The organism is Streptomyces sp. NPDC050674, from assembly GCF_040654575.1.
Classification (GTDB): Bacteria; Actinomycetota; Actinomycetes; order Streptomycetales; family Streptomycetaceae; genus Streptomyces.
In genome coordinates, this window is record NZ_JBFAIG010000005.1 from 342,823 (window position 1) to 366,272 (window position 23,450).

Annotated in this window: 19 protein-coding genes and 1 tRNA gene; 4 read left to right on the forward strand and 16 right to left on the reverse strand. The window is 67.2% G+C overall.

Annotated features, from left to right (window positions below):
* The first annotated feature begins 15 nt into the window (after nt 1-15).
* Nucleotides 16-363, forward strand: coding sequence for a hypothetical protein (locus AB0I06_RS11965; protein WP_363118618.1), 348 nt, complete (start codon nt 16-18; stop codon nt 361-363).
* Entirely contained in the window at nt 360-617 is a 258-nt protein-coding gene (locus AB0I06_RS11970) for a hypothetical protein (RefSeq protein ID WP_363118619.1), read from the forward strand. The genes AB0I06_RS11965 and AB0I06_RS11970 overlap by 4 nt, the downstream gene beginning before the upstream one ends.
* Before the next feature lie 150 nt (nt 618-767).
* Here AB0I06_RS11970 and tuf read toward each other — a convergent pair whose 3' ends face one another.
* The 16 genes from tuf to AB0I06_RS12050 form a co-directional block, all read right to left on the reverse strand.
* Nucleotides 768-1,961, reverse strand: a complete 1,194-nt coding sequence (gene tuf / locus AB0I06_RS11975; RefSeq protein ID WP_030839706.1) for an elongation factor Tu — start codon at nt 1,959-1,961, stop codon at nt 768-770.
* A 156-nt stretch (nt 1,962-2,117) separates the two neighbouring features.
* Nucleotides 2,118-4,244 (reverse strand): elongation factor G, encoded by a 2,127-nt coding sequence (gene fusA, locus AB0I06_RS11980; RefSeq protein WP_363118620.1) that lies wholly within the window; start codon nt 4,242-4,244, stop codon nt 2,118-2,120.
* Nucleotides 4,245-4,283: 39 nt separating this feature from the next.
* Nucleotides 4,284-4,754: a 30S ribosomal protein S7 gene (gene rpsG, locus AB0I06_RS11985; protein WP_003992340.1), complete on the reverse strand. Its 471-nt coding sequence runs from the start codon at nt 4,752-4,754 to the stop codon at nt 4,284-4,286.
* A 2-nt stretch (nt 4,755-4,756) separates the two neighbouring features.
* Nucleotides 4,757-5,128, reverse strand: coding sequence for a 30S ribosomal protein S12 (rpsL, locus tag AB0I06_RS11990; RefSeq protein ID WP_003948652.1), 372 nt, complete (start codon nt 5,126-5,128; stop codon nt 4,757-4,759).
* Nucleotides 5,129-5,447: 319 nt separating this feature from the next.
* Nucleotides 5,448-5,969 carry a DUF1707 and DUF4190 domain-containing protein gene (locus tag AB0I06_RS11995; RefSeq protein ID WP_363118621.1) on the reverse strand — a complete coding sequence of 174 codons (522 nt, stop codon included), beginning with the start codon at nt 5,967-5,969 and terminating at the stop codon, nt 5,448-5,450.
* 275 nt (nt 5,970-6,244) lie between these two features.
* Nucleotides 6,245-10,144: a DNA-directed RNA polymerase subunit beta' gene (locus AB0I06_RS12000; RefSeq protein WP_363118622.1), complete on the reverse strand. Its 3,900-nt coding sequence runs from the start codon at nt 10,142-10,144 to the stop codon at nt 6,245-6,247.
* A gap of 94 nt (nt 10,145-10,238) precedes the next feature.
* Nucleotides 10,239-13,724: a DNA-directed RNA polymerase subunit beta gene (rpoB, locus tag AB0I06_RS12005; protein WP_363118623.1), complete on the reverse strand. Its 3,486-nt coding sequence runs from the start codon at nt 13,722-13,724 to the stop codon at nt 10,239-10,241.
* A gap of 571 nt (nt 13,725-14,295) precedes the next feature.
* On the reverse strand, nt 14,296-14,685 hold the full coding sequence (gene rplL, locus AB0I06_RS12010; RefSeq protein ID WP_363118624.1) for a 50S ribosomal protein L7/L12: 390 nt from the start codon (nt 14,683-14,685) through the stop codon (nt 14,296-14,298).
* Nucleotides 14,686-14,800: 115 nt separating this feature from the next.
* Nucleotides 14,801-15,331 carry a 50S ribosomal protein L10 gene (gene rplJ / locus AB0I06_RS12015; RefSeq protein ID WP_033308984.1) on the reverse strand — a complete coding sequence of 177 codons (531 nt, stop codon included), beginning with the start codon at nt 15,329-15,331 and terminating at the stop codon, nt 14,801-14,803.
* Nucleotides 15,332-15,640: 309 nt separating this feature from the next.
* On the reverse strand, nt 15,641-16,468 hold the full coding sequence (locus tag AB0I06_RS12020; RefSeq protein WP_363118625.1) for a DUF1396 domain-containing protein: 828 nt from the start codon (nt 16,466-16,468) through the stop codon (nt 15,641-15,643).
* A gap of 94 nt (nt 16,469-16,562) precedes the next feature.
* Nucleotides 16,563-17,420, reverse strand: coding sequence for a hypothetical protein (locus AB0I06_RS12025; protein ID WP_363118626.1), 858 nt, complete (start codon nt 17,418-17,420; stop codon nt 16,563-16,565).
* Nucleotides 17,421-17,547: 127 nt separating this feature from the next.
* Nucleotides 17,548-18,273 carry a 50S ribosomal protein L1 gene (rplA, locus tag AB0I06_RS12030; RefSeq protein WP_030839732.1) on the reverse strand — a complete coding sequence of 242 codons (726 nt, stop codon included), beginning with the start codon at nt 18,271-18,273 and terminating at the stop codon, nt 17,548-17,550.
* Nucleotides 18,274-18,350: 77 nt separating this feature from the next.
* The gene (rplK, locus tag AB0I06_RS12035) at nt 18,351-18,785 is read right to left on the reverse strand and encodes a 50S ribosomal protein L11 (protein ID WP_003992325.1); all 435 of its coding nucleotides are present in this window, start codon (nt 18,783-18,785) and stop codon (nt 18,351-18,353) included.
* 170 nt (nt 18,786-18,955) lie between these two features.
* On the reverse strand, nt 18,956-19,798 hold the full coding sequence (nusG, locus tag AB0I06_RS12040; protein WP_363118627.1) for a transcription termination/antitermination protein NusG: 843 nt from the start codon (nt 19,796-19,798) through the stop codon (nt 18,956-18,958).
* A gap of 80 nt (nt 19,799-19,878) precedes the next feature.
* Nucleotides 19,879-20,163 carry a preprotein translocase subunit SecE gene (gene secE, locus AB0I06_RS12045; RefSeq protein WP_363118628.1) on the reverse strand — a complete coding sequence of 95 codons (285 nt, stop codon included), beginning with the start codon at nt 20,161-20,163 and terminating at the stop codon, nt 19,879-19,881.
* 108 nt (nt 20,164-20,271) lie between these two features.
* Nucleotides 20,272-20,344, reverse strand: a tRNA-Trp gene (locus tag AB0I06_RS12050).
* 306 nt (nt 20,345-20,650) lie between these two features.
* Here AB0I06_RS12050 and AB0I06_RS12055 point away from each other — a divergent pair.
* The gene (locus AB0I06_RS12055; protein ID WP_363118629.1) at nt 20,651-21,877 is read left to right on the forward strand and encodes a pyridoxal phosphate-dependent aminotransferase; all 1,227 of its coding nucleotides are present in this window, start codon (nt 20,651-20,653) and stop codon (nt 21,875-21,877) included.
* 133 nt (nt 21,878-22,010) lie between these two features.
* Nucleotides 22,011-23,042 (forward strand): adenosine deaminase, encoded by a 1,032-nt coding sequence (locus AB0I06_RS12060; protein WP_363118630.1) that lies wholly within the window; start codon nt 22,011-22,013, stop codon nt 23,040-23,042.
* Nucleotides 23,043-23,450 lie beyond the last annotated feature (408 nt).

The following is a 23,450-nucleotide window of genomic DNA, read 5'->3' on the forward strand; positions in this document are numbered from 1 at the left end:
CTGGAGGTGGACGCGATGAGCACTCAGGCTGACCACGGACATGAGCTGGCCCCCCGCCCTCAGCACACTCCTGACGCCCTGCGTGCGGCCCTTGCCGCTGTCGATCCGGCCCGCCTGGAAGAGATGCAGGCCACGAAGGACGACGCCTTCGCCAAGGCGGTCGAATGGCAGTCCCTCAGCCCTGTGCAGAGCTGGGTGCTGACCTGGGCCCGGGACATCGAGATCGCCCGGCGTCCCGACCTGTCCACCCGGTACGCCCGCGCGAAGGGCAACCTGGAGCACGAGGACCCCGCCATCGCGCGAGAGGCCCTGCGCGAACTGAGCGCCGTCCTGGACGAAGCCATGAACGCAGTCCGCGAGTGAGCTGGAAATGGGAGTACGCCTTCGGCGCGGAGGAAGTGGCCCGAACCGCTCCCACCGGCTTCCTCGCGGAGGTGGAACGCAAGGCGGATGAGCTGGTCAGGGCCGCCGAAGCCCTGCACATTCACGGACAGGCGCATGAGAGCGTCGACCCCAAGGGCGGCGATGTCATCGTGCCCGGCGGCATGTTCACGTATCAGGTCGTCATCCGCAGTGAGCGGATCTACGTCGTCCAGATCACGTACCTGGGCTTCTGACTGACCACAGCAAACACCCCAGCGGGCGCGCCCACGCGCCGACCTGTTGCCGCGACCACCCCAGGCACGGCAAAGGGACCCGCACGACCGAAGTCGTACGGGCCCCTTCGAGCCACTCAGGTCAGTGGACCCTCAAGCCAGTCCGAGGACTTACTTGTTGATCTTGGTGACCTGGCCGGCGCCCACGGTCCGGCCACCCTCACGGATGGCGAACTTCAGGCCCTCTTCCATGGCGACGGGCTGGATGAGCTCCACCTTCATCTCGGTGTTGTCACCCGGCATGACCATCTCGGTGCCCTCGGGGAGGGTCACCACGCCGGTCACGTCCGTCGTGCGGAAGTAGAACTGCGGGCGGTAGTTGTTGAAGAACGGCGTGTGGCGGCCACCCTCGTCCTTGGACAGGATGTAGGCCTGCGCCTCGAACTCGGTGTGCGGGGTGACCGAGCCCGGCTTGATGATGACCTGGCCGCGCTCGACGTCCTCGCGCTTGATGCCACGGAGGAGCAGACCGACGTTCTCACCGGCCTGGCCCTCGTCGAGCAGCTTGCGGAACATCTCGATGCCGGTGACCGTGGTGGTGGTCTTCTCCTGCTTGATGCCCACGATGTCGACGGTCTCGTTGACCTTGAGGACACCACGCTCGATACGGCCGGTGACGACCGTACCGCGACCGGTGATCGTGAAGACGTCCTCGATCGGCATGAGGAACGGCTTGTCGACGTCACGCTCGGGCTGCGGGATGTTCTCGTCCACGGCCTTCATGAGCTCGAGGACGGAGTTGCCCCACTCCTTGTCGCCCTCGAGGGCCTTGAGCGCCGAGACCTTGACGACCGGCAGGTCGTCGCCCGGGAACTCGTACTCGGAGAGGAGCTCACGGACCTCGAGCTCGACGAGCTCCAGGATCTCCTCGTCGTCCACCATGTCGGCCTTGTTCAGCGCGACGACGATGTACGGAACGCCGACCTGGCGGGCCAGGAGCACGTGCTCCTTGGTCTGCGGCATCGGGCCGTCGGTGGCGGCGACCACGAGGATGGCGCCGTCCATCTGCGCCGCACCCGTGATCATGTTCTTGATGTAGTCCGCGTGACCGGGGCAGTCGACGTGGGCGTAGTGACGCGTCTCGGTCTGGTACTCGACGTGCGCGATGGAGATGGTGATACCGCGCTGGCGCTCTTCAGGAGCCTTGTCGATCTGGTCGAAGGCCGAGGCCTCGTTCAGGTCCGGGTACGCGTCGTGCAGCACCTTGGTAATGGCGGCCGTGAGGGTCGTCTTACCGTGGTCGATGTGACCGATGGTGCCGATGTTGACGTGCGGCTTAGTCCGCTCGAACTTCGCCTTCGCCACTGGGGTCCTCCTGGGGAGTGGTTCTGGTACGCCTTACTCATCGGCGCCAGGTGATCTTTGCTGGAAAGCCCGGGCCCCGGGGCACTCTCACCGCGATTGCGGCGGAATGCCCCTCAAGGCTCCGGAGTCAAGCCTACGGCGTGTAGACGCGGTGCGTTACTCGCCCTTGGCCTTCGCGATGATCTCCTCGGCGACGTTCCGCGGAACCTCGGCGTAGGAGTCGAACTGCATGGAGTAGCTCGCACGGCCGGACGTCTTGCTGCGCAGGTCGCCGACGTAGCCGAACATCTCCGAAAGGGGCACGAGGCCCTTCACGACGCGGGCACCGGCCCGCTCCTCCATGGCCTGAATCTGACCACGGCGGGAGTTGATGTCGCCGATGACCTCACCCATGTAGTCCTCGGGCGTGGTGACCTCGACGGCCATCATCGGCTCGAGCAGCACGGGGCTGGCCTTGCGCGCGGCCTCCTTGAAGGCCTGCGAGCCGGCGATCTTGAACGCGAGCTCGGAGGAGTCGACCTCGTGGTAGCCACCGTCGATGAGCGTGACGCGGACGCCCGTCATCTCGTAGCCCGCGAGGATGCCGAACTGCATGGCCTCCTGCGCACCGGCGTCCACCGAAGGGATGTACTCCTTCGGGATACGGCCACCGGTGACCTTGTTCACGAACTCGTACGAGGCGTCGCCGCCCTCGATCGGCTCGATCGCGATCTGCACCTTGGCGAACTGGCCGGTACCACCAGTCTGCTTCTTGTGCGTGTAGTCGACGCGCTCGACGGCCTTGCGGATCGTCTCACGGTAGGCGACCTGCGGCTTACCGACGTTGGCCTCGACCTTGAACTCACGGCGCATACGGTCGACCAGCACCTCGAGGTGCAGTTCGCCCATGCCGCCGATGATGGTCTGGCCGGTCTCCTCGTCCGAGTGAACCTGGAAGGACGGGTCCTCCTCGGCCAGGCGCTGGATCGCGACGCCCAGCTTCTCCTGGTCACCCTTCGACTTGGGCTCGATGGCGACCTGGATGACCGGCGCCGGGAAGTCCATGGACTCCAGGATGACCGGGTTCTTGTCGTCGGACAGCGTCTCACCGGTGGTGGTCTGCTTCAGGCCCATGACGGCGACGATGTCGCCGGCGCCCACCGAGTCGATCTCCTCACGCTTGTTCGCGTGCATGCGGTAGATCTTGCCGATGCGCTCCTTCTTGCCCTTGACGGAGTTCAGCACCGCGGTGCCGGACTCCAGGCGGCCCGAGTAAACCCGGACGAAGGTGAGCTTACCGAGGTGCGGGTCGCTCATGATCTTGAACGCGAGCGCGGCGAGGGGCTCGTCCTCCGACGGCTTGCGCGCGACGACCAGCTCCGGGTCCTTGACGTCGTGGCCCTCGATGGCCTCGACGTCGAGCGGAGTCGGCAGGTAGCGCACGACCGCGTCGAGCAGGGGCTGAACGCCCTTGTTCTTGAACGCGGTGCCGCAGAACACGGGGGTGACGGTGGTGCCGCCGCCCTTGCCGGACGCGATCGTGATACGGCGGATCGCGGCGTAGAGCTGCTCCACGGTGGGCTCGGTGCCCTCCAGGTACAGCTCCATCAGCTCTTCGTCGTTCTCGGCGACGGCCTCGAGCAGCTTGCCGCGGTACTCCTCGGCAGCCTCGGCGTGGGTGTCCGGGATGTCGACGGTGTCGTACATCTCGCCCTTGGTCGCCTCGGCGGACCAGACCAGGGCCTTCATCGTCACGAGGTCGATGACGCCCTTGAAGTCCGCCTCCGCACCGATCGGCAGCTGCATGACCAGCGGCTGCGCGCCCAGGCGGTCCGAGATCATGTCCACGCAGCGGTGGAACTCGGCGCCGGTACGGTCCAGCTTGTTGACGAAGCAGATACGCGGCACACCGTAACGGTCGGCCTGACGCCACACCGTCTCGGACTGCGGCTCGACACCGGCGACACCGTCGAACACCGTCACGGCACCGTCGAGCACGCGCAGGGAGCGCTCCACCTCGACGGTGAAGTCGACGTGACCCGGGGTGTCGATGATGTTGATGGTGTAGTCGTTGTCCTCGAGCGGCCAGTGACAGGTGGTCGCAGCAGACGTGATCGTGATGCCACGCTCCTGCTCCTGCTCCATCCAGTCCATGGTGGCAGCGCCGTCGTGGACCTCACCGATCTTGTACGACACGCCCGTGTAGAACAGGATCCGCTCGGTGGTGGTCGTCTTGCCCGCGTCGATGTGGGCCATGATCCCGATGTTGCGGACCTTGGCCAGGTCAAGTGAAGTGGTAGCCATAAGGCTTCAGTCTTCTCTCGGTCTCGATGTGGGTAGCGACTACCAGCGGTAGTGCGCGAAGGCCTTGTTGGACTCGGCCATCTTGTGGGTGTCCTCGCGCTTCTTCACAGCGGCACCGAGGCCGTTGGACGCGTCGAGAAGCTCGTTGAGCAGACGCTCGGTCATGGTCTTCTCGCGACGGGCGCGGGAGTAACCGACCAGCCAGCGCAGCGCGAGCGTGTTGGCGCGACCGGGCTTGACCTCGATCGGAACCTGGTACGTCGCACCACCGACACGGCGGGACTTGACCTCGAGGGTCGGCTTGATGTTCTCCAGCGCGCGCTTCAGCGTGATGATCGGGTCGTTGCCCGTCTTCTCACGCAGACCCTCCATGGCGCCGTAGACGATGCGCTCGGCGGTGGAGCGCTTGCCGTTCAGCAGCACCTTGTTGATGAGGGAGGTCACCAGAGGAGAACCGTAGACCGGGTCGATGATGACCGGGCGCTTCGGGGCGGGGCCCTTACGAGGCATTCTTACTTCTCCTTCTTGGCGCCGTAGCGGGAACGGGCCTGCTTGCGGTTCTTGACACCCTGGGTGTCGAGGGAGCCACGGATGATCTTGTAGCGAACACCCGGCAGGTCCTTCACACGGCCGCCGCGCACGAGCACGATGGAGTGCTCCTGCAGGTTGTGTCCCTCACCCGGAATGTAAGCGGTGACCTCGATCCCGCTGGTCAGACGCACACGCGCGACCTTACGCAGGGCCGAGTTCGGCTTCTTCGGGGTGGTCGTGAACACACGCGTGCAGACGCCACGACGCTGAGGGGAACCCTCGAGTGCGGGCGTCTTGTTCTTCTCGACCTTGTCCTGCCGGCCCTTACGGACCAGCTGCTGGATCGTAGGCACTACTTCTCCGGTTTCTGTGTGCCGAATGGTAAAGCTAACCTGGAACAACTCCGACCCACGCGGTCGGGTGTGTCGAATCCCGCGACTCCCGCCGCCAGGCAGAAATAACGCAGATTGCGGTGGCCGGTGTCAGCTCGCCGTGCGGTTCATGGCACACACGCGAGCCAGGGCACACCCCAGGCACAAGGTCTGAGCGTACCTACCGCATTCGCTGCGGTCAAAACAAATGGGCACCGCCCGCATCGCCACGCGGGACATGTCAAGCCCCCCGGCCGTTGTCGATCTTCATTTCGACGGCCTGTGTCCGATATGCACACGTTCACGATGCTACGACGGACACCACCGTCAGCAACACCAGAACGAGTGCCCAGCCGGCGGTGGACAACCACCCCAGCACCAGCCCGGTCAGCGCCAGTCCGTCTCCCAGTTCCCCGCGGCTGCGGATCTCGGCCCGGGCCACATGCCCCAGCACCACGGCCGGGATCCCCGTCAGCCCCATGGTCGGCACGCACAGCAGCCCGCACACGCCGGCCGCGACGGCCTTGGCGTTGGTACGGGGCCGGTGCAGGGGCAGGAAGGACGGCGGCACCGCCACCGCCGGAGCCGGCTGAGGCAGCGGTCCCTGCGGCAGGTCCGCGACGAGCAGGGCCAGCTCCCCCACGGTCCGCGCCCCGTAGGCCCGCCCCACCCGCTTCTCGAACTCGTCCCGCTCCATCCGCCCCTCGCCGTACCCGGCTCTGAGCACGTCCACGGCCCGCTCCCGATCGGCGTGCGACGCGAGCATCGACGGGGCACCGGAGCCCTGCCAGGGCTGCCAGGACGGATAGTGCGGCTGCGACACGGAGCACCTCCCCGGGGGCCGGAGTCCTTCCATGATGCGCCGAGCGCGCCGTTGTGGCACGGGTGCGTCCGGAACGGGGCGTCACCTGTCCGCCGGACGGCCCACTGACGCCCTGCCACGCCGTGACCCCCCTCCGACGCGCCGGCGGGCCCCGCACGCGCCGAGGGACCCGCCCTGGCGGCGCCCGGGCCCGTCAAGCTCCGGCTCCCGGCCCGCGAGAACGCCGAAGGGCGGCCACCCCGCAGGGTGACCGCCCTTCGCATCAAGCGACTCGCTTACTGGTTGTACGGACCGTAGTCGTAGTCCTCCAGCGGAACGGCCTGGCCGGAGCCCGTGCCGAACGGCGAGTAGTCGATGTCGTCGTAGCCGACGGCCGAGTACATCGCGGCCTTGGCCTCCTCGGTCGGCTCGACCCGGATGTTGCGGTAGCGGGACAGACCCGTACCGGCCGGGATGAGCTTACCGATGATGACGTTCTCCTTGAGGCCGATGAGGCTGTCGGACTTGGCGTTGATCGCCGCGTCCGTCAGGACTCGGGTCGTCTCCTGGAAGGAGGCGGCCGACAGCCAGGATTCCGTCGCCAGCGAGGCCTTGGTGATACCCATGAGCTGCGGACGACCCGAAGCCGGGTGACCACCCTCCTGGACCACGCGACGGTTCTCGGTCTCGAACTTCGAGCGCTCGACCAGCTCGCCGGGCAGCAGCTCGGCGTCGCCGGACTCGATGATCGTCACACGGCGGAGCATCTGCCGGATGATGATCTCGATGTGCTTGTCGTGGATCGACACACCCTGCGAGTTGTAGACCTTCTGGACCTCGCCGACCAGGTGGACCTGGACGGCACGCTGACCCAGGATGCGCAGCACGTCGTGCGGGTTGGTGGCACCCACGGTGAGCTTCTGGCCCACCTCGACGTGCTCGCCCTCGCTGACCAGGAGACGGGCGCGCTTCGAGATCGGGTAGGCCGTCTCGTCGCTGCCGTCGTCCGGGGTGACGACGATCTTCTTGGTCTTCTCGGTCTCCTCGATCCGCACGCGGCCCTGGGCCTCGGAGATCGGGGCGACACCCTTCGGGGTACGGGCCTCGAAGAGCTCGACGACACGCGGCAGACCCTGGGTGATGTCGTCACCGGCCACACCACCGGTGTGGAAGGTACGCATCGTCAGCTGGGTACCGGGCTCACCGATGGACTGGGCGGCGATGATGCCGACCGCCTCACCGATGTCGACCAGCTTGCCGGTGGCCAGCGAACGGCCGTAGCACATCGCGCAGGTGCCGACGGCGGACTCGCAGGTCAGGACCGAGCGGGTCTTGACCTCCTCGACGCCGCGCTGCACGAGCTCCTCGATGAGGACGTCGCCCAGGTCGGTACCGGCCGGGGCCAGCACCTGCCCGTCCACGACGATGTCCTCGGCGAGGCAGCGCGCGTACACGGAGGTCTCGACGTCCTCCGTCTTGACCAGCGTGCCCTCGGCGTTACGGTCGGCGATCTTCAGACGCAGACCGCGCTCGGTGCCGCAGTCCTCCTCGCGAATGATGACGTCCTGGGAGACGTCGACCAGACGACGCGTGAGGTAACCCGAGTCGGCGGTACGCAGAGCGGTGTCCGCCAGACCCTTACGGGCACCGTGCGTGGAGATGAAGTACTCCAGCACGGACAGGCCCTCACGGAAGGACGCCTTGATCGGACGCGGGATCGTCTCGTTCTTCGCGTTCGACACCAGACCACGCATACCGGCGATCTGACGCATCTGCATCATGTTGCCTCGTGCACCCGAGTTCACCATCATGAAGATCGGGTTGGTCTTCGGGAAGTTGTCGTTCATCGCCTCGGCGACCTCGTTGGTCGCCTTGGTCCAGATCGCGATGAGCTCCTGCGTGCGCTCGTCCTTGGTGATCAGACCGCGCTCGTACTGCTTCTGGACCTTCTCGTCCTGCGCCTCGTAGCCCTTGACGATCTCCTTCTTCGCCTCGGGAACGACGACATCGGAGATGGCCACGGTCACGCCGGAACGGGTCGCCCAGAAGAAGCCGGCCGCCTTCAGGTTGTCGAGCGTCGCCGCCACGATGACCTTGGGGTAGCGCTCGGCGAGGTCGTTGACGATCTCGGAGAGCTGCTTCTTGCCGACCTCGTAGTCGACGAACGGGTAGTCCTCGGGCAGCAGCTCGTTGAAGAGCGCGCGGCCCAGGGTGGTGTTCAGGCGGAAGGTGTCACCCTGCTGCCACTCCGGCTCGCCCTCCTCACGCGCCGGCGGGGTCCAGCCACGCGGCGGGATGGTGCCGACCGGGAAGCGGACGTCGATCCTCGACTGGAGCGACAGCTCGCCCGCGTCGAAGGCCATGATCGCCTCGGCGACCGAGGCGAAGGAACGGCCCTCACCCTTGAGCTCGCGCATCTCGCCGTCGGTGGTGAGGAAGAACAGACCGAGGACCATGTCCTGGGTCGGCATCGTCACCGGACGGCCGTCGGCGGGCTTGAGGATGTTGTTCGAGGACAGCATCAGGATGCGGGCCTCGGCCTGCGCCTCCGCGGACAGCGGCAGGTGCACGGCCATCTGGTCACCGTCGAAGTCCGCGTTGAACGCGGTGCACACGAGCGGGTGGATCTGGATGGCCTTGCCCTCGACCAGCTGCGGCTCGAAGGCCTGGATGCCGAGGCGGTGCAGCGTGGGCGCACGGTTCAGCAGAACCGGGTGCTCCGCGATGACCTCTTCCAGCACGTCGTACACGACCGTGCGGCCGCGCTCGACCATGCGCTTGGCGCTCTTGATGTTCTGCGCGTGGTTCAGGTCGACCAGGCGCTTCATCACGAACGGCTTGAAGAGCTCCAGCGCCATCGCCTTCGGCAGACCGCACTGGTGCAGCTTCAGCTGCGGACCGACGACGATCACGGAACGCGCGGAGTAGTCCACACGCTTGCCGAGCAGGTTCTGACGGAAGCGACCCTGCTTACCCTTCAGCATGTCGCTGAGGGACTTCAGCGGGCGGTTACCGGGACCGGTGACCGGACGGCCACGGCGGCCGTTGTCGAACAGCGCGTCGACGGCCTCCTGGAGCATGCGCTTCTCGTTGTTCACGATGATCTCGGGCGCACCGAGGTCGAGAAGGCGCTTCAGTCGGTTGTTCCGGTTGATCACACGGCGGTACAGGTCGTTCAGGTCGGAGGTCGCGAAGCGGCCACCGTCCAGCTGCACCATCGGGCGGAGGTCCGGCGGGATGACCGGCACGCAGTCCAGCACCATGCCCTTGGGGCTGTTGCTGGTCTGCAGGAACGCGGAGACGACCTTCAGGCGCTTGAGCGCACGGGTCTTCTTCTGGCCCTTGCCGGTACGGATGATCTCGCGGAGGCGCTCGGCCTCCTCGTCGAGGTCGAAGGACTCCAGGCGCTTCTGCAGCGCCGCGGCACCCATCGAGCCGTCGAAGTACGTGCCGAAGCGGTCACGCAGCTCGCGGTAGAGCAGCTCGTCGCCCTCAAGGTCCTGGACCTTGAGGTTCTTGAAGCGGTTCCACACCTCGTCGAGGCGGTCGATCTCGCGCTGCGCGCGGTCGCGCAGCTGCTTCATCTCGCGCTCGGCACCTTCGCGCACCTTGCGGCGCACGTCCGCCTTGGCGCCCTCGGCCTCCAGCTCGGCCAGGTCGGTCTCGAGCTTCTTGGCGCGGGCCTCCAGGTCGGCGTCGCGGCGCTGCTCGATCTGCTGGCGCTCGACGGAGACGTGGGCCTCCAGCGAGGGCAGGTCGCGCGTACGGCGCTCCTCGTCGACGTACGTGATCATGTACGCCGCGAAGTAGATGACCTTCTCGAGGTCCTTGGGAGCCAGGTCGAGCAGGTAGCCCAGCCGGCTCGGGACACCCTTGAAGTACCAGATGTGGGTGACCGGGGCGGCGAGCTCGATGTGGCCCATCCGCTCACGGCGCACCTTGGCGCGCGTCACCTCGACGCCGCAGCGCTCACAGATGATGCCCTTGAAGCGGACACGCTTGTACTTGCCGCAGTAGCACTCCCAGTCCCGGGTCGGACCGAAGATCTTCTCGCAGAAGAGTCCGTCCTTTTCGGGCTTGAGCGTGCGGTAGTTGATCGTCTCGGGCTTCTTGACCTCGCCGTGGCTCCACTGACGGATGTCGTCAGCGGTGGCCAGACCGATCCGGAGCTCGTCGAAGAAGTTGACGTCGAGCACTATGCGTCAATCCCTCTCAGGGTTGTAAGTCATGGGGTCTGATACGGGGGTCCTGGGGCCGGAGGCCTTCATGACGAAGGCCTCCGAACTCCCGTCAGACCTCTTCGACGCTGCTCGGCTCACGCCGGGACAGGTCGATGCCAAGCTCCTCCGCAGCGCGGAAGACGTCCTCGTCGGTGTCGCGCATCTCGATGGACATGCCGTCCGAGGACAGCACCTCCACGTTGAGGCACAGGGACTGCATCTCCTTGATGAGCACCTTGAAGGACTCGGGGATGCCGGGCTCGGGGATGTTCTCGCCCTTGACGATGGCCTCGTAGACCTTCACGCGGCCGGTGACGTCGTCGGACTTGATGGTCAGCAGCTCCTGGAGGGCGTAGGCGGCGCCGTAAGCCTCCAGCGCCCACACCTCCATCTCACCGAAGCGCTGGCCACCGAACTGGGCCTTACCACCCAGCGGCTGCTGGGTGATCATCGAGTACGGACCGGTCGACCGGGCGTGCAGCTTGTCGTCGACCAGGTGGTGCAGCTTGAGGATGTACATGTAGCCGACCGAGATCGGCTCCGGGAACGGCTCGCCGGAGCGGCCGTCGAACAGCGGCGCCTTACCGGTCGGGAGCACCATGCGCTCGCCGTCCCGGTTCGGGATGGTGTGGTTCAGCAGACCGGCCAGCTCGTCCTCACGCGCACCGTCGAAGACGGGGGTGGCGACGTTGGTGCCCGGCGCGACCTGGTCGGCCTCGATGGCCTGCAGGCGCTGCGCCCAGTCGTCCGCGAGGCCGGAGACGTCCCAGCCGCGGCTGGCGAGCCAGCCGAGGTGGATCTCCAGGACCTGTCCCGGGTTCATTCGGGACGGCACACCGAGCGGGTTGAGAATGATGTCGACCGGGGTGCCGTCCTCCAGGAACGGCATGTCCTCGATCGGCAGGATCTTCGAGATGACGCCCTTGTTGCCGTGACGGCCGGCGAGCTTGTCACCGTCGGTGATCTTGCGCTTCTGCGCCACGTACACGCGCACCAGCTGGTTCACACCGGGGGGAAGCTCGTCGCCCTCCTCGCGGTCGAAGACGCGGACGCCGATGACCTTGCCGATCTCGCCGTGCGGCACCTTCAGCGAGGTGTCACGGACCTCGCGGGCCTTCTCACCGAAGATGGCGCGCAGCAGGCGCTCCTCCGGCGTCAGCTCGGTCTCACCCTTGGGCGTGACCTTGCCGACGAGGATGTCGCCGGCGACGACCTCGGCACCGATGCGGATGATGCCGCGCTCGTCGAGGTCGGCGAGGACCTCCTCGGAGACGTTCGGGATGTCCCGGGTGATCTCCTCGGGGCCGAGCTTGGTGTCACGGGCGTCGACCTCGTGCTCCTCGATGTGGATCGAGGAGAGGACGTCGTCCTGCACGAGGCGCTGCGACAGGATGATCGCGTCCTCGTAGTTGTGACCCTCCCACGGCATGAACGCCACGAGCAGGTTCTTGCCCAGCGCCATCTCGCCGTTCTGGGTGGCCGGACCGTCGGCCAGGACCTGGCCCTCGATGATCCGGTCGCCCTCGTTGACGATGACCTTCTGGTTGACCGAGGTGCCCTGGTTGGAGCGGGCGAACTTGGCCAGGCGGTACGTGATGTACGTGCCGTCGTCGTTGGCGGTGGTGATGTAGTCCGCGGAGACCTCCTGGACCACACCCGCCTTCTCGGCCTTGACCACGTCACCGGCGTCGACGGCGGAGCGGTACTCCATGCCGGTGCCGACGAGCGGGGCCTCGGACTTAATCAGCGGCACGGCCTGACGCATCATGTTCGCGCCCATGAGGGCACGGTTGGCGTCGTCGTGCTCGAGGAAGGGGATCATGGCGGTCGCGACCGACACCATCTGGCGCGGCGAGACGTCCATGTAGTCGACGTCCTCGCCGGTGACGTAGTCGACCTCGCCGCCCTTACGGCGGACCAGCACCCGGGCCTCGGCGAAACGGAGGTCGTCCGTCAGCTGCGCGTTGGCCTGCGCGATGACGAAGCGGTCCTCCTCGTCGGCGGTCAGGTAGTCGACCTCGTCGGTGACCTGGCCCTCGAACACCTTGCGGTACGGGGTCTCGACGAAACCGAACGCGTTGACCCGGCCGTAGGAGGCGAGCGAGCCGATCAGACCGATGTTCGGGCCTTCGGGCGTCTCGATCGGGCACATGCGGCCGTAGTGCGAGGGGTGCACGTCACGGACCTCGAAGCCGGCCCGCTCACGGGAGAGGCCACCCGGGCCAAGAGCCGACAGACGGCGCTTGTGGGTGAGACCCGACAGCGGGTTGTTCTGGTCCATGAACTGCGACAGCTGGCTGGTGCCGAAGAACTCCTTGATGGAGGCGACGACCGGCCGGATGTTGATCAGGGTCTGCGGCGTGATCGCCTCGACGTCCTGGGTCGTCATCCGCTCGCGGACGACACGCTCCATACGCGCCAGACCCGTGCGGACCTGGTTCTGGATGAGCTCGCCGACGCTGCGCAGGCGGCGGTTGCCGAAGTGGTCGATGTCGTCGGTCTCGACGACGATGTTCGTGCCACTGTCGCCGACCGTCTCGGTCTCGCCCGCGTGCAGCTTCACCAGGTACTTGATCGTCGAGATGATGTCCTCGACGGTCAGGATGCCCGCGTCCAGCGGAGCGTCCGCACCCAGCTTCTTGTTGACCTTGTAGCGGCCGACCTTGGCCAGGTCGTAGCGCTTGGGGTTGAAGTAGAGGTTCTCGAGCAGCGTCTGCGCGGCCTCACGCGTGGGGGGCTCGCCCGGACGCAGCTTGCGGTAGATGTCGAGCAGCGCGTCGTCCTGGCCCTGGGTGTGGTCCTTCTCCAGGGTGGCGCGCATGGACTCGTACTCGCCGAACTCCTCGAGGATCTGCTCGGTGGTCCAGCCGAGCGCCTTGAGCAGGACGGTGACGGACTGCTTGCGCTTGCGGTCGATGCGGACACCGACCATGTCGCGCTTGTCGATCTCCATCTCCAGCCAGGCACCCCGGGAGGGGATGATCTTGGCGGAGAAGATGTCCTTGTCGGACGTCTTGTCGATCGAGGAGTCGAAGTAGACACCGGGCGAACGGACGAGCTGCGACACCACGACACGCTCGGTGCCGTTGATGACGAAGGTGCCCTTGTTCGTCATGAGCGGGAAGTCGCCCATGAAGACCGTCTGGGACTTGATCTCGCCGGTCTCGTTGTTGGTGAACTCAGCGGTGACGAAGAGCGGGGCCGCGTACGTGAAGTCGCGGTCCTTGCACTCGTCGATGGAGTTCTTCGGCGGCTCGAAGCGGTGGTCGCGGAAGGTCAGCGACATCGACCCGCTGAAGTCCTCGATCGGGGAGATCTCCTCGAAGATCTCCTCGAGCCCGGACTTGGTGGGGACGTCCTGACCGTTCTCGAGAGCCTCCTCGACCCGACTCTGCCAGGCGGTGTTGCCGAGCAGCCAGTCGAAGCTCTCGGTCTGCAGCGCGAGCAGGTTCGGAACCTCGAGAGGCTCCTTGATCTTTGCAAAAGAGATGCGCAGCGGGGCAGTGCTGGCGGCGTTGTTCGTATTCGCGGTCGAGGCGTTGCGCGAGGCGGCCAAGAGGGGGTCCTTCCGAGGGCTCGGACTCACTACGCGCGTACCGGCCCCTCTCCCGTACACGGAGACAAGCTGTGCCCACAGGGCCGGAAGGCCAGGTCAGGCATGTCTTGTCGTCGATGCTCGGGCGAGGGCAGACCCCTGGTGACGGGCAGGGGACAGCTAACAGGCAGCGCAAAGGGTCAGTGTAGCCACTTGGCACACTGATGTCCAGTGCGGGTCGTGAAACCCCTGTTCACCCTCGTTGTTCCACTCCTGCGACAAGGCGCTGCCCTCAACGCACGTTGATACTGCCCTCTTCGTCGCCGATCCATGCCTCGGATTCGGATCCTGTGACGACGCGTCCTGAGAATTGCGCGCTGCGTGCGGTTCGTCAAGGCCCCCCTGCCCGATCCGGAGCCGCCCGGAGACACGACGAAGATCACCATACCCCCCGTCACAGAGGGTTCAAGGCAACCGTGGCCGGCCCCCGAGAACGCCGAAGAGCGACCACCCGGATGGATGATCGCTCTTCCGCGCTTACGCGTTACACGTCCAGTGGGACGTGTTGCGGATCCTGACGGATCCGAGGGTGTTACTTGACCTCGACGGAGGCGCCGGCGCCCTTGAGGGACTCGGCGGCCTTCTCGGCGGCCTCCTTGGCGACCTTCTCGAGAACGGGCTTCGGGGCGCCGTCCACGAGGTCCTTGGCCTCCTTCAGACCCAGGGAGGTCAGCTCACGCACGACCTTGATGACCTGGATCTTCTTGTCGCCGGCACCCGTGAGGATGACGTCGAACTCGTCCTGCTCCTCAGCGGCCTCGGCAGCGGCGCCACCAGCGGCACCACCGGCGACGACGACCGGCGCGGCAGCGGCGGCGGTGACGTCGAACTTCTCCTCGAACGCCTTCACGAACTCGGAGAGCTCGATGAGGGTCATCTCCTCGAACTGCGCGAGCAGGTCTTCCTGGCTGAGCTTCGCCATGATTGGCGGTCCTTCCACTAAATCGGCAGGTGCCGGATGTACATGTGAGGCGGGCGTACTACTGGCCCGCTACGGTCGCCGCGTTCAGGCAGCGGCGGCCGGGATGCGAGCCGAGTTACTCGGCACCGCCCTGCTCGTCCTGCTTGGCACGGAGCGCGTCCACGGTGCGGACGAGCTTCGACGGCAGCGCCTGGAAGACAGAGGCAGCCTGGGACTGCTTGCCCTTCATGGCACCGGCCAGCTTGGAGAGCAGAACCTCGCGGGACTCGAGGTCCGCAAGCTTCTTGATCTCATCGGCGGACAACGCCTTGCCGTCAAGGACGCCGCCCTTGATGACGAGGTTGGGGTTGTCCTTGGCGAAGTCACGGAGACCCTTCGCCGCCTCGACCGGGTCACCGGTCACGAAGGCGACGGCCGACGAACCCGCAAAGAGGTCGTCCAGCGTCGTGATCCCGGCCTCGTTGGCCGCAATCTTGGTCAGCGTGTTCTTCGCCACACGGTACTGAGCGTTCTCACCGAGTGAACGACGCAGCTGCTGGAGCTGCGCGACGGTGAGACCGGTGTACGCGGTAACGACAGCAGCGTTGGAGTTGCGGAACTTGTCCCGCATCTCCTCGACGGCATCGACCTTGTCAGGCCTCGCCATGAGCCTCGGCCTCCTTCCGGGTGATTCGGACCGCGCGGACCCGAAGGAGGACTGGGGAAAACGAAACGCCCCGGCGCAAGCGCACGGGGCGTAGCTCGACCGGTTTCACGCGCGCACTGGGCGGCGGGGCTCCGGGAACTCTTCCTGTGTCACCTGCGCGGGTCGTCCGCCGTTCAGCGGATCCTTCGGCCACCGCGCCCTCAGATGAGCACGCGGTAACGACCAGCGGTCTTTGGCTTCTGTAGGAGAGTACGGGAACGGATCGCCGTCAAGCAAATCCGCCCGTACGGCTGATCTGTGCGGGGCGGTTCAGCCCTGCTCCAGCTCCTTGAACATCTCGCTCAGGTCCGCGACGTCCTTGGCCGGCGGGGCCGTGACGGTCACCGGCTTGTTGTAGTCCAGGAAGGTGATGGTCATGTCCATCGGGCCCTTGTCGGCCTGGCCCTTCATGCGGAACTGCTTGGTGTGGTCCTCGCCGTCGATCCACATGTCCATCGCGAGCTTGTCGACGCCGAGCTTCTCGTACTGCTTGATGCTCTTCTCGCGCTGCTTGCGGGTCTCCGCCTTGTCGTCCTTGAGCGAGGCGCGCAGGTCGTCGAGGGTGACCGTGCCCGAGTAATGGGTGGTCTCGACGCCTTCGACCTTCTCGCTGCCGACCTTCTTCACGTCCTTGGCGCCCTTGAGGAAGGTGGACTCCGCGGCCGGGTTCTGCTCGGCCTGGCTCGTGGACCCCATCCGGTCCATGTCCTTGGCCGCCTCGGAACCGGACAGGTCGAACTTCAGCCAGCGCTTGCCGTCCATCTCCTTGGCCATCTCGGCTCCCCCACCGAGGTACATGGCCTTGTCGACGAGCCGGATCTCCACGGCCTCGCCCGCGCCCTGGGCGGACGCCGTCATCTTCATGCTCATCGCCACCGTGGGCTTCAGGCGCATGGAGGCCTCGCCCTGGACACTGCCCGACTCCGGGACCGTGCCCTTCATGCGGTACCGGAGGGACGTGATGTCCTCCGTGTTCTTCGCCGCCTTGGCGACGGCCGCGGCGGGCGTCATCTCCGGAGACTTCTCGGAACCGCAGCCGACGGCACCGGCGGCGAGGAGCAGGGCACACAGCCCGGCGGCAGGTATGGACTTCTTCATCTGAATTCCCCCCAAGGAATGCACGCTTGCTTCACAGCAAGGCCGCGAGCCTATCCCAGAGGGGCACAGGTGATCTATCGAATAGGGGGAGGGCTCAGGGCGTGGCGGACTGCTTGCGCATGAGGTCCTCGAAGTCCCCGGTGTCGGCGTGCGGGGGCCGCTCGGCGCGGACCGGCACGCCGTAATCGGTGTAGTGCGCGGTCTGGGTCATCAGGCCCGTGTCCGTCCGCGCCTTCTCCACCTTCTTGACCAGCAGGTCGCGCCGGTCGACCCAGATGTCGACGGTCTGGGTGGTGACACCGGCGCCGGTGAGCTGCTTGCGCAGGCCGGCGTCGTCGACGTCGGCCGCGGCCACGGTCCCGGACCAGTGGGTGGCGGACCGGCCGCGGACCCGCTCCTCGCCGACCTTCCTGACATCGCCGGAGGACAGCAGGAGTTTCACGGACTGGTTGGGTGTGGTGCTGCGCAGCTGGTCGCCGAGGTGGCCGCCGGAGCCGCCGGTGAGGGCTTCGAGGTCCTTGTACGCGTACCGGATCCAGTGTTTGCCGCCGGTCTGCTCGGCGAACTTCTCGCCCATCCGCGCGTAGTACGCGTCGGGCAGGTAGCGGGCCTCCATGGAGGTGGTGCCGAGCCGGCGCATGGTGTCGGCCATGGTGCCGCCGGTGTACGTGATGGTGAGGGTGCCGGTGATGCCGTCGCTCCAGCCGAGGGCGCCGTCGGCGGTCATGGACATCAGGGAGCCCATGGTCGTCGTGGACTCGACCCGGGCGGACTCGGCCTGCTCGGTGGCGCGTTCGGCCGAGCGCAGGGCGGCGAGGGACCGCCCGTGCGGTGCGCGCTCGGCCCGGTCGGATCCGTCGGAGGAGTCCGGGGAGGTGCAGGACGTCATCCCCGTCAGCGCGGTCACCACTGCCAGTCCCAGGCCCATGCGCCGCACCCTCGTGCCCTGCATACGTCCCCCTGTTCGCCTCCGGTTCCCGCACGTTAACCCAGGCCACCGGCGTACGTACCGGAAAAGGGAACGGGCCCCGCACCTGTAAGAGGTGCGGGGCCCGTGACCGGTTGGGTGAGCCTCAGGCTCAGACCGCGGCCGGGTCCTCCTCGACGAGGAGGTTGCGGGTGCGGTTGGAGTCGACCGGAATGCCGGGGCCCATCGTGGTGCTGATGGCGGCCTTCTTGATGTAGCGACCCTTGGCGGCGGACGGCTTCAGACGGAGGATCTCCTCCAGCGCCGCGCCGTAGTTCTCCACCAGCTTGGTGTCGTCGAACGACGTCTTGCCGATGATGAAGTGCAGGTTCGCGTGCTTGTCGACGCGGAACTCGATCTTGCCACCCTTGATCTCGGTGACAGCCTTGGTGACGTCGGGGGTCACGGTGCCGGTCTTCGGGTTCGGCATCAGACCACGCGGACCGAGCACACGGCCGAGGCGGCCGACCTTGCCCATGAGGTCCGGGGTGGCGACGACGGCGTCGAAGTCCAGACGGCCCTTCGACACCTCGTCGATGAGCTCGTCGGCGCCGACGATGTCGGCGCCCGCGGCACGAGCGGCCTCGGCACGGTCACCGGTCGCGAAGACCAGGACCCGGGCGGTCTTACCGGTGCCGTGCGGGAGGTTCACGGTGCCACGGACCATCTGGTCGGCCTTGCGCGGGTCGACACCCAGACGGAAGGCGACCTCGACGGTGCCGTCGAACTTGGTCGTGGAGGTCTCCTTGGCGAGACGGACGGCCTCGAGCGGGGCGTAGAGCTTCTCCCGGTCGATCTTGGCGTCCGCAGCGCGAAGGGACTTGCTGCGCTTGCTCACTACTGCTCCTGTGGATGCTGAGGAGTCGTGGTCCGGGCCGAGCAGGCCCTGCCACTTCTGCTGATGGAGGTTGGGGCTCAGCCCTCGACCGTGACGCCCATGGAACGGGCGGTGCCGGCGATGATCTTCTCGGCGGCGTCCAGGTCGTTGGCGTTGAGGTCGGGCATCTTGGTCGTGGCGATCTCACGGACCTGGTCACGCGTGATCTTCGCGACCTTGGTCTTGTGCGGCTCGCCCGAGCCCTTCTCGATGCCCGCGGCCTTCAGGATCATCTTCGCGGCCGGCGGCGTCTTGGTGATGAAGGTGAAGGAACGGTCTTCGTAGACCGTGATCTCCACCGGGATCACCCAGCCACGCTGCGACTCGGTCGCGGCGTTGTAGGCCTTGCAGAACTCCATGATGTTCACGCCGTGCTGACCCAGCGCGGGGCCGACCGGCGGGGCCGGGTTGGCGGCACCGGCCTGGATCTGGAGCTTGATGAGCCCCGTGACCTTCTTCTTCTTGGGAGGCATAGCTCTCCGGGTCCTTTCGATTCGGGTCCTGCCGGCCTCCGGGGACCACCCGGACGCAGGCATACCGCACAACGATAGCGGGTATAGATGCGCGGCCAAAAACCGCGCAGGTCAGGCAAGCGCCGGAGCGATCGCCTGACCTGCGCGGAAGCGGTGAGGTCCGGAAGAAACTAGTTCTTCTGGATCTGGTCGAAGGAGAGCTCGACCGGCGTCTCGCGACCGAAGATCTCGACGAGGCCCTTGACCTTCTTGGAGTCCGGGTTGATCTCGTTGATGGTCGCCTGCAGCGTGGCGAACGGACCGTCGGTGACGGTGACCGAGTCGCCGACCTCGAAGTCCAGCACCTGGACCTCGACCTTGCGCTGCGGAGCCGGCTTGCCCTCGGCCTCGGCGGCCTCGCGGGCGGCCTTCTCCTCGGCCTCCGGCGCGAGCATCTTGACGATCTCGTCCAGGGTCAGCGGGTACGGGTCGTAGGCGTTGCCCACGAAGCCGGTGACGCCGGGGGTGTTGCGGACGACGCCCCAGGACTCGTTCGTCAGGTCCATGCGGACGAGGACGTAGCCCGGGAGCTTGTTCTGCTTGATCGTCTTGCGGTCGCCGTTCTTGATCTGGACGACCTCTTCCTGCGGCACCTCGGCCTGGAAGATGTAGTCCTCGACGTTCAGCGAGACGGCGCGCTGCTCGAGGTTGGTCTTCACGCGGTTCTCGTAGCCGGCGTAGGTGTGGATGACGTACCACTCGCCGGGCAGGACGCGCAGTTCCTCGCGGAGCTTCTCGATCGGGTCGCGGTCGTCCTCGGGCTCTTCTTCGAGCTCGGGCTCTTCCTCGACTTCGTCCGCGGCCTCTTCGCCGTCCTCGGTCTCCGCCTCGGCGGCGTCGTCCGCGACGGCGTCGGCAGCCTCGGCCTCGGCGGAGGCCTCGGTGTCCTCGCTGTCCGCGCCCTCGACGGTGTCGAGCTCGTCCTCGACGGACTCGACCGGCTCGATGGCGTCGTTCACGTTCGGGTCAGACACGGTGGCTGCTTCTTCCTGGATACATAGGGGTGGAACATGCGAAAAAAGCGCCGGGTACCTCGGCGCTCTTCGCGGACTGCTCAGCCGAACACGTACTTGGCGGCGTTGCTGAGCCCATAGTCAATCACGGTGACCAGACCGATCATGATGACGACGAAGATGATCACCACGGTCGTGTAGGTCGTCAGCTGGTTGCGGGTCGGCCAGACGACCTTGCGCAGTTCCGCGACGATCTGGCGGTAGAAGAGGGCAAGGCGCTTCAGCGGGCCCTTCTTGCCACGCTTGCCGCCCTTGCGGGTCTTCTTCGACTCCGGCGCCTCGTCCTCGGCATCAGGCATGTCGATGGAGCCCACGGCGTCCGTCACTCGTCCTCACCTGATTCCGGGTCGTGGCCGTGCCGCGCCCGGTCTGAGCCGCACGGCGGTGCATTGCTGTACGTACATGCGCACACATCCTGGCGAAGGTGTGTGTAGCAGGGCCGGAGGGACTTGAACCCCCAACCGCTGGTTTTGGAGACCAGTGCTCTACCAATTGAGCTACGACCCTTTGTGTGTCCCCCAACGTACCGCATCCGTCCGGATGCTTGGTGTGCACCGAACGGGCGCGGCCTGCTGAAGGCCAACGAGGTGAGAGTGTACGTGCTCGGCGGCCGGTCGTCGAACAGAAAGGGCCGGACGCAGGGCTCGCCGGCGGAGGATCGCCACCGGAACGGCGGGCGGGCTGACGTGATTCCGTCGAAGATCGCCCAGGCCGCGCGGGCGATCCGCACTGTTGTTCAGGGCTTTGCCCGACGTTGTTCAGTCTGTGAAACCCCTGTGCCGCGCGCGATTCCTGTCTGAAACGATGGGGCCCATGAGCGCTGCAACCCCTCCCCCCGAGCGCCGGGTCTCCGCCCGAGTCGGCGCGATCTCCGAGTCCGCCACCCTCGCCGTGGACGCCAAGGCCAAGGCCCTCAAGGCCGCCGGGCGGCCGGTGATCGGCTTCGGCGCCGGTGAGCCCGACTTCCCGACCCCGGACTACATCGTCGAGGCCGCGATCGAGGCCTGCAAGAACCCGAAGTTCCACCGCTACACGCCGGCGGGCGGCCTGCCCGAGCTGAAGGCCGCCATCGCCGCGAAGACCCTGCGCGACTCCGGCTACGAGCCGGACGTCTCGCAGATCCTGGTCACCAACGGTGGCAAGCAGGCCATCTACGAGGCCTTCGCCGCGATCCTCGACCCGGGCGACGAGGTCATCGTGCCCGCGCCGTACTGGACGACGTACCCGGAGTCGATCCGGCTGGCCGGGGGCGTCCCGGTGGAGGTCGTCGCCGACGAGACGACCGGCTACCGGGTGACCGTCGAGCAGCTGGAGGCGGCCCGTACGGAGAAGACGAAGGTCGTCCTCTTCGTCTCCCCGTCGAACCCGACCGGCGCGGTCTACAGCGAGCACGAGACCGAGGCCATCGGCCGCTGGGCCGTGGAGCACGGCCTGTGGGTGATGACCGACGAGATCTACGAGCACCTGGTCTACGGCGACGCCTCGGCGGTGTCGCTGCCGGCCGTGCTGCCCGAGCTGCGCGACAAGTGCGTCGTCGTCAACGGTGTCGCCAAGACGTACGCGATGACCGGCTGGCGCGTGGGGTGGATCATCGGCCCGAAGGACGTCGTCAAGGCCGCGACGAACCTTCAGTCGCACGCCACGTCCAACGTCTCCAACGTCGCCCAGGCCGCCGCGCTGGCCGCCGTCTCCGGTGACCTGGACGCCGTGGCGGCGATGCGTGAGGCCTTCGACCGGCGCCGCAAGACCATCGTGCGGATGCTGAACGAGATCGACGGCGTGGTGTGCCCGGAGCCGGAAGGGGCGTTCTACGCGTACCCGTCGGTGAAGGCGCTGGTCGGCAAGGAGATCCGGGGCCGGCGCCCCAAGGACACCGTCGAGCTGGCCGCGCTGATCCTGGAGGAGTCCGAGGTCGCGGTGGTACCGGGCGAGGCCTTCGGCACGCCGGGCTACCTGCGGCTGTCGTACGCGCTGGGTGACGAGGACCTCGTCGAGGGTGTGAGCCGGATCCAGAAGCTGCTGGCGGAGGCGCGGGACTGACGTCCGCTTTCGCCGGCCCACGGCTCCTGGGGCACCTACCGGGTTCGGTAGGTGCCCCATTTGTTTGTGCGAGCAAGACCACGAAAGGGGAAACGGCTACCGGGACGGCCGGGGCGTACGGCAGGATCCTGGGATGGAGCGTGTACGTGATGTCTCTGAGCTGCCGAAAGCCCATCTGCACCTGCACTTCACCGGGTCGATGCGGCCCTCGACCGTGCTGGAACTGGCCGACAAGTACGGCGTCCGGCTGCCCGACGCGCTGAGTGAGGCGCTGACCAGCGGGGAACCGCCGAGTCTGCGGGCGACGGACGAACGGGGCTGGTTCCGCTTCCAGCGGCTGTACGACGCGGCCCGCTCGTGCCTGCGGGCGCCGGAGGACATCCAGCGACTGGTGCGGGAGGCCGCGGAGGAGGACGTGCGGGACGGGTCGGGCTGGCTGGAGATCCAGGTCGACCCGACGTCGTACGCGCCGCGGCTGGGCGGGCTGATCCCGGCGCTGGAGATCATCCTGGACGCGGTGGAGACGACGTCGCGGGACACGGGACTCGGGATGCGGGTGCTGGTCGCGGCCAACCGGATGAAGCACCCGCTGGACGCGCGGACGCTGGCGCGGCTGGCGACGCGGTACGCCGATCAGGGGGTCGTCGGGTTCGGGCTGTCCAACGACGAGCGGCGGGGCATGGCGCGCGACTTCGACCGGGCGTTCGCGATCGCCCGGGAGGCCGGGCTGCTGTCGGCGCCGCACGGGGGTGAGCTGGCGGGGCCGTCGTCGGTGCGGGACTGTCTGGACGACCTGGGGGCGGACCGGGTCGGGCACGGGGTGCGGGCGGCGGAGGATCCGCGGCTGATGAAGCGGCTGGCCGACCGGCAGGTGACGTGCGAGGTGTGTCCGGCGTCGAACGTGGCGCTGGGGGTGTACGAGAAGCCGGAGGACGTGCCGCTGCGGACGCTGTTCGAGGCGGGCGTGCCGTTGGCGCTGGGCGCGGACGACCCGTTGCTGTTCGGCTCGCGTCTCGCCGCGCAGTACGAGATCGCGCGGCGGCATCACGGGTTCACGGACGCGGAGCTGGCGGAGGTGGCCCGGCAGTCGGTGCGCGGGTCGGCGGCGCCGGAGGACGTGAAGACGAAGCTGCTGGCGGGGGTGGACGACTGGCTGGCGTCGTAGGGCGGGTGAGGGCGGGGGTGCGCGTCCGTTTCGCCTTCGCGTGGGGTGTGGGTCGGGGCCGCGCCGGGGGGTGTCCGTCCTCGGAACGGCGCGATGGGGTCTCACGCCGACTGACTGTCCGTCGACGCGCCGACCGCTGCGGGCGGACACCCCCCGCCACGACCCCTTCTCGCCGTACGCGGGTACCGGTGCGTCGTGGCTCGTGCCGCGCGCAGCGGCCGGACGCACGTCCCGCGCGGCTGAGGGCCACGCCGGCCGCCTCGGGCCTGTCGTTTGGATCAGGTCGGCCGGGAGTGACTGCGCCTCTCGACCAAGCCGAGCGGGGCGTGGTGCGTGCAGCTGCAAGGCGGAGGAGGGCGTCAACGCGATGGGGGTCCCTCCCGCGCGAGCGCAGCCGAGCGTGGGGGA

Coding starts and splice junctions, on each gene's coding strand:
- AB0I06_RS11965 (WP_363118618.1), top strand. CDS start 16: ATGAGCACTCAGGCTGACCACGGACATGAGCTGGCCCCCCGCCCTCAG.
- fusA (WP_363118620.1), bottom strand. CDS start 4,244: ATGGCTACCACTTCACTTGACCTGGCCAAGGTCCGCAACATCGGGATC.
- rpsG (WP_003992340.1), bottom strand. CDS start 4,754: ATGCCTCGTAAGGGCCCCGCCCCGAAGCGCCCGGTCATCATCGACCCG.
- rplL (WP_363118624.1), bottom strand. CDS start 14,685: ATGGCGAAGCTCAGCCAGGAAGACCTGCTCGCGCAGTTCGAGGAGATG.
- rplJ (WP_033308984.1), bottom strand. CDS start 15,331: ATGGCGAGGCCTGACAAGGTCGATGCCGTCGAGGAGATGCGGGACAAG.
- AB0I06_RS12020 (WP_363118625.1), bottom strand. CDS start 16,468: ATGAAGAAGTCCATACCTGCCGCCGGGCTGTGTGCCCTGCTCCTCGCC.
- AB0I06_RS12025 (WP_363118626.1), bottom strand. CDS start 17,420: ATGCAGGGCACGAGGGTGCGGCGCATGGGCCTGGGACTGGCAGTGGTG.
- rplK (WP_003992325.1), bottom strand. CDS start 18,785: ATGCCTCCCAAGAAGAAGAAGGTCACGGGGCTCATCAAGCTCCAGATC.
- AB0I06_RS12055 (WP_363118629.1), top strand. CDS start 20,651: ATGAGCGCTGCAACCCCTCCCCCCGAGCGCCGGGTCTCCGCCCGAGTC.
- AB0I06_RS12060 (WP_363118630.1), top strand. CDS start 22,011: ATGGAGCGTGTACGTGATGTCTCTGAGCTGCCGAAAGCCCATCTGCAC.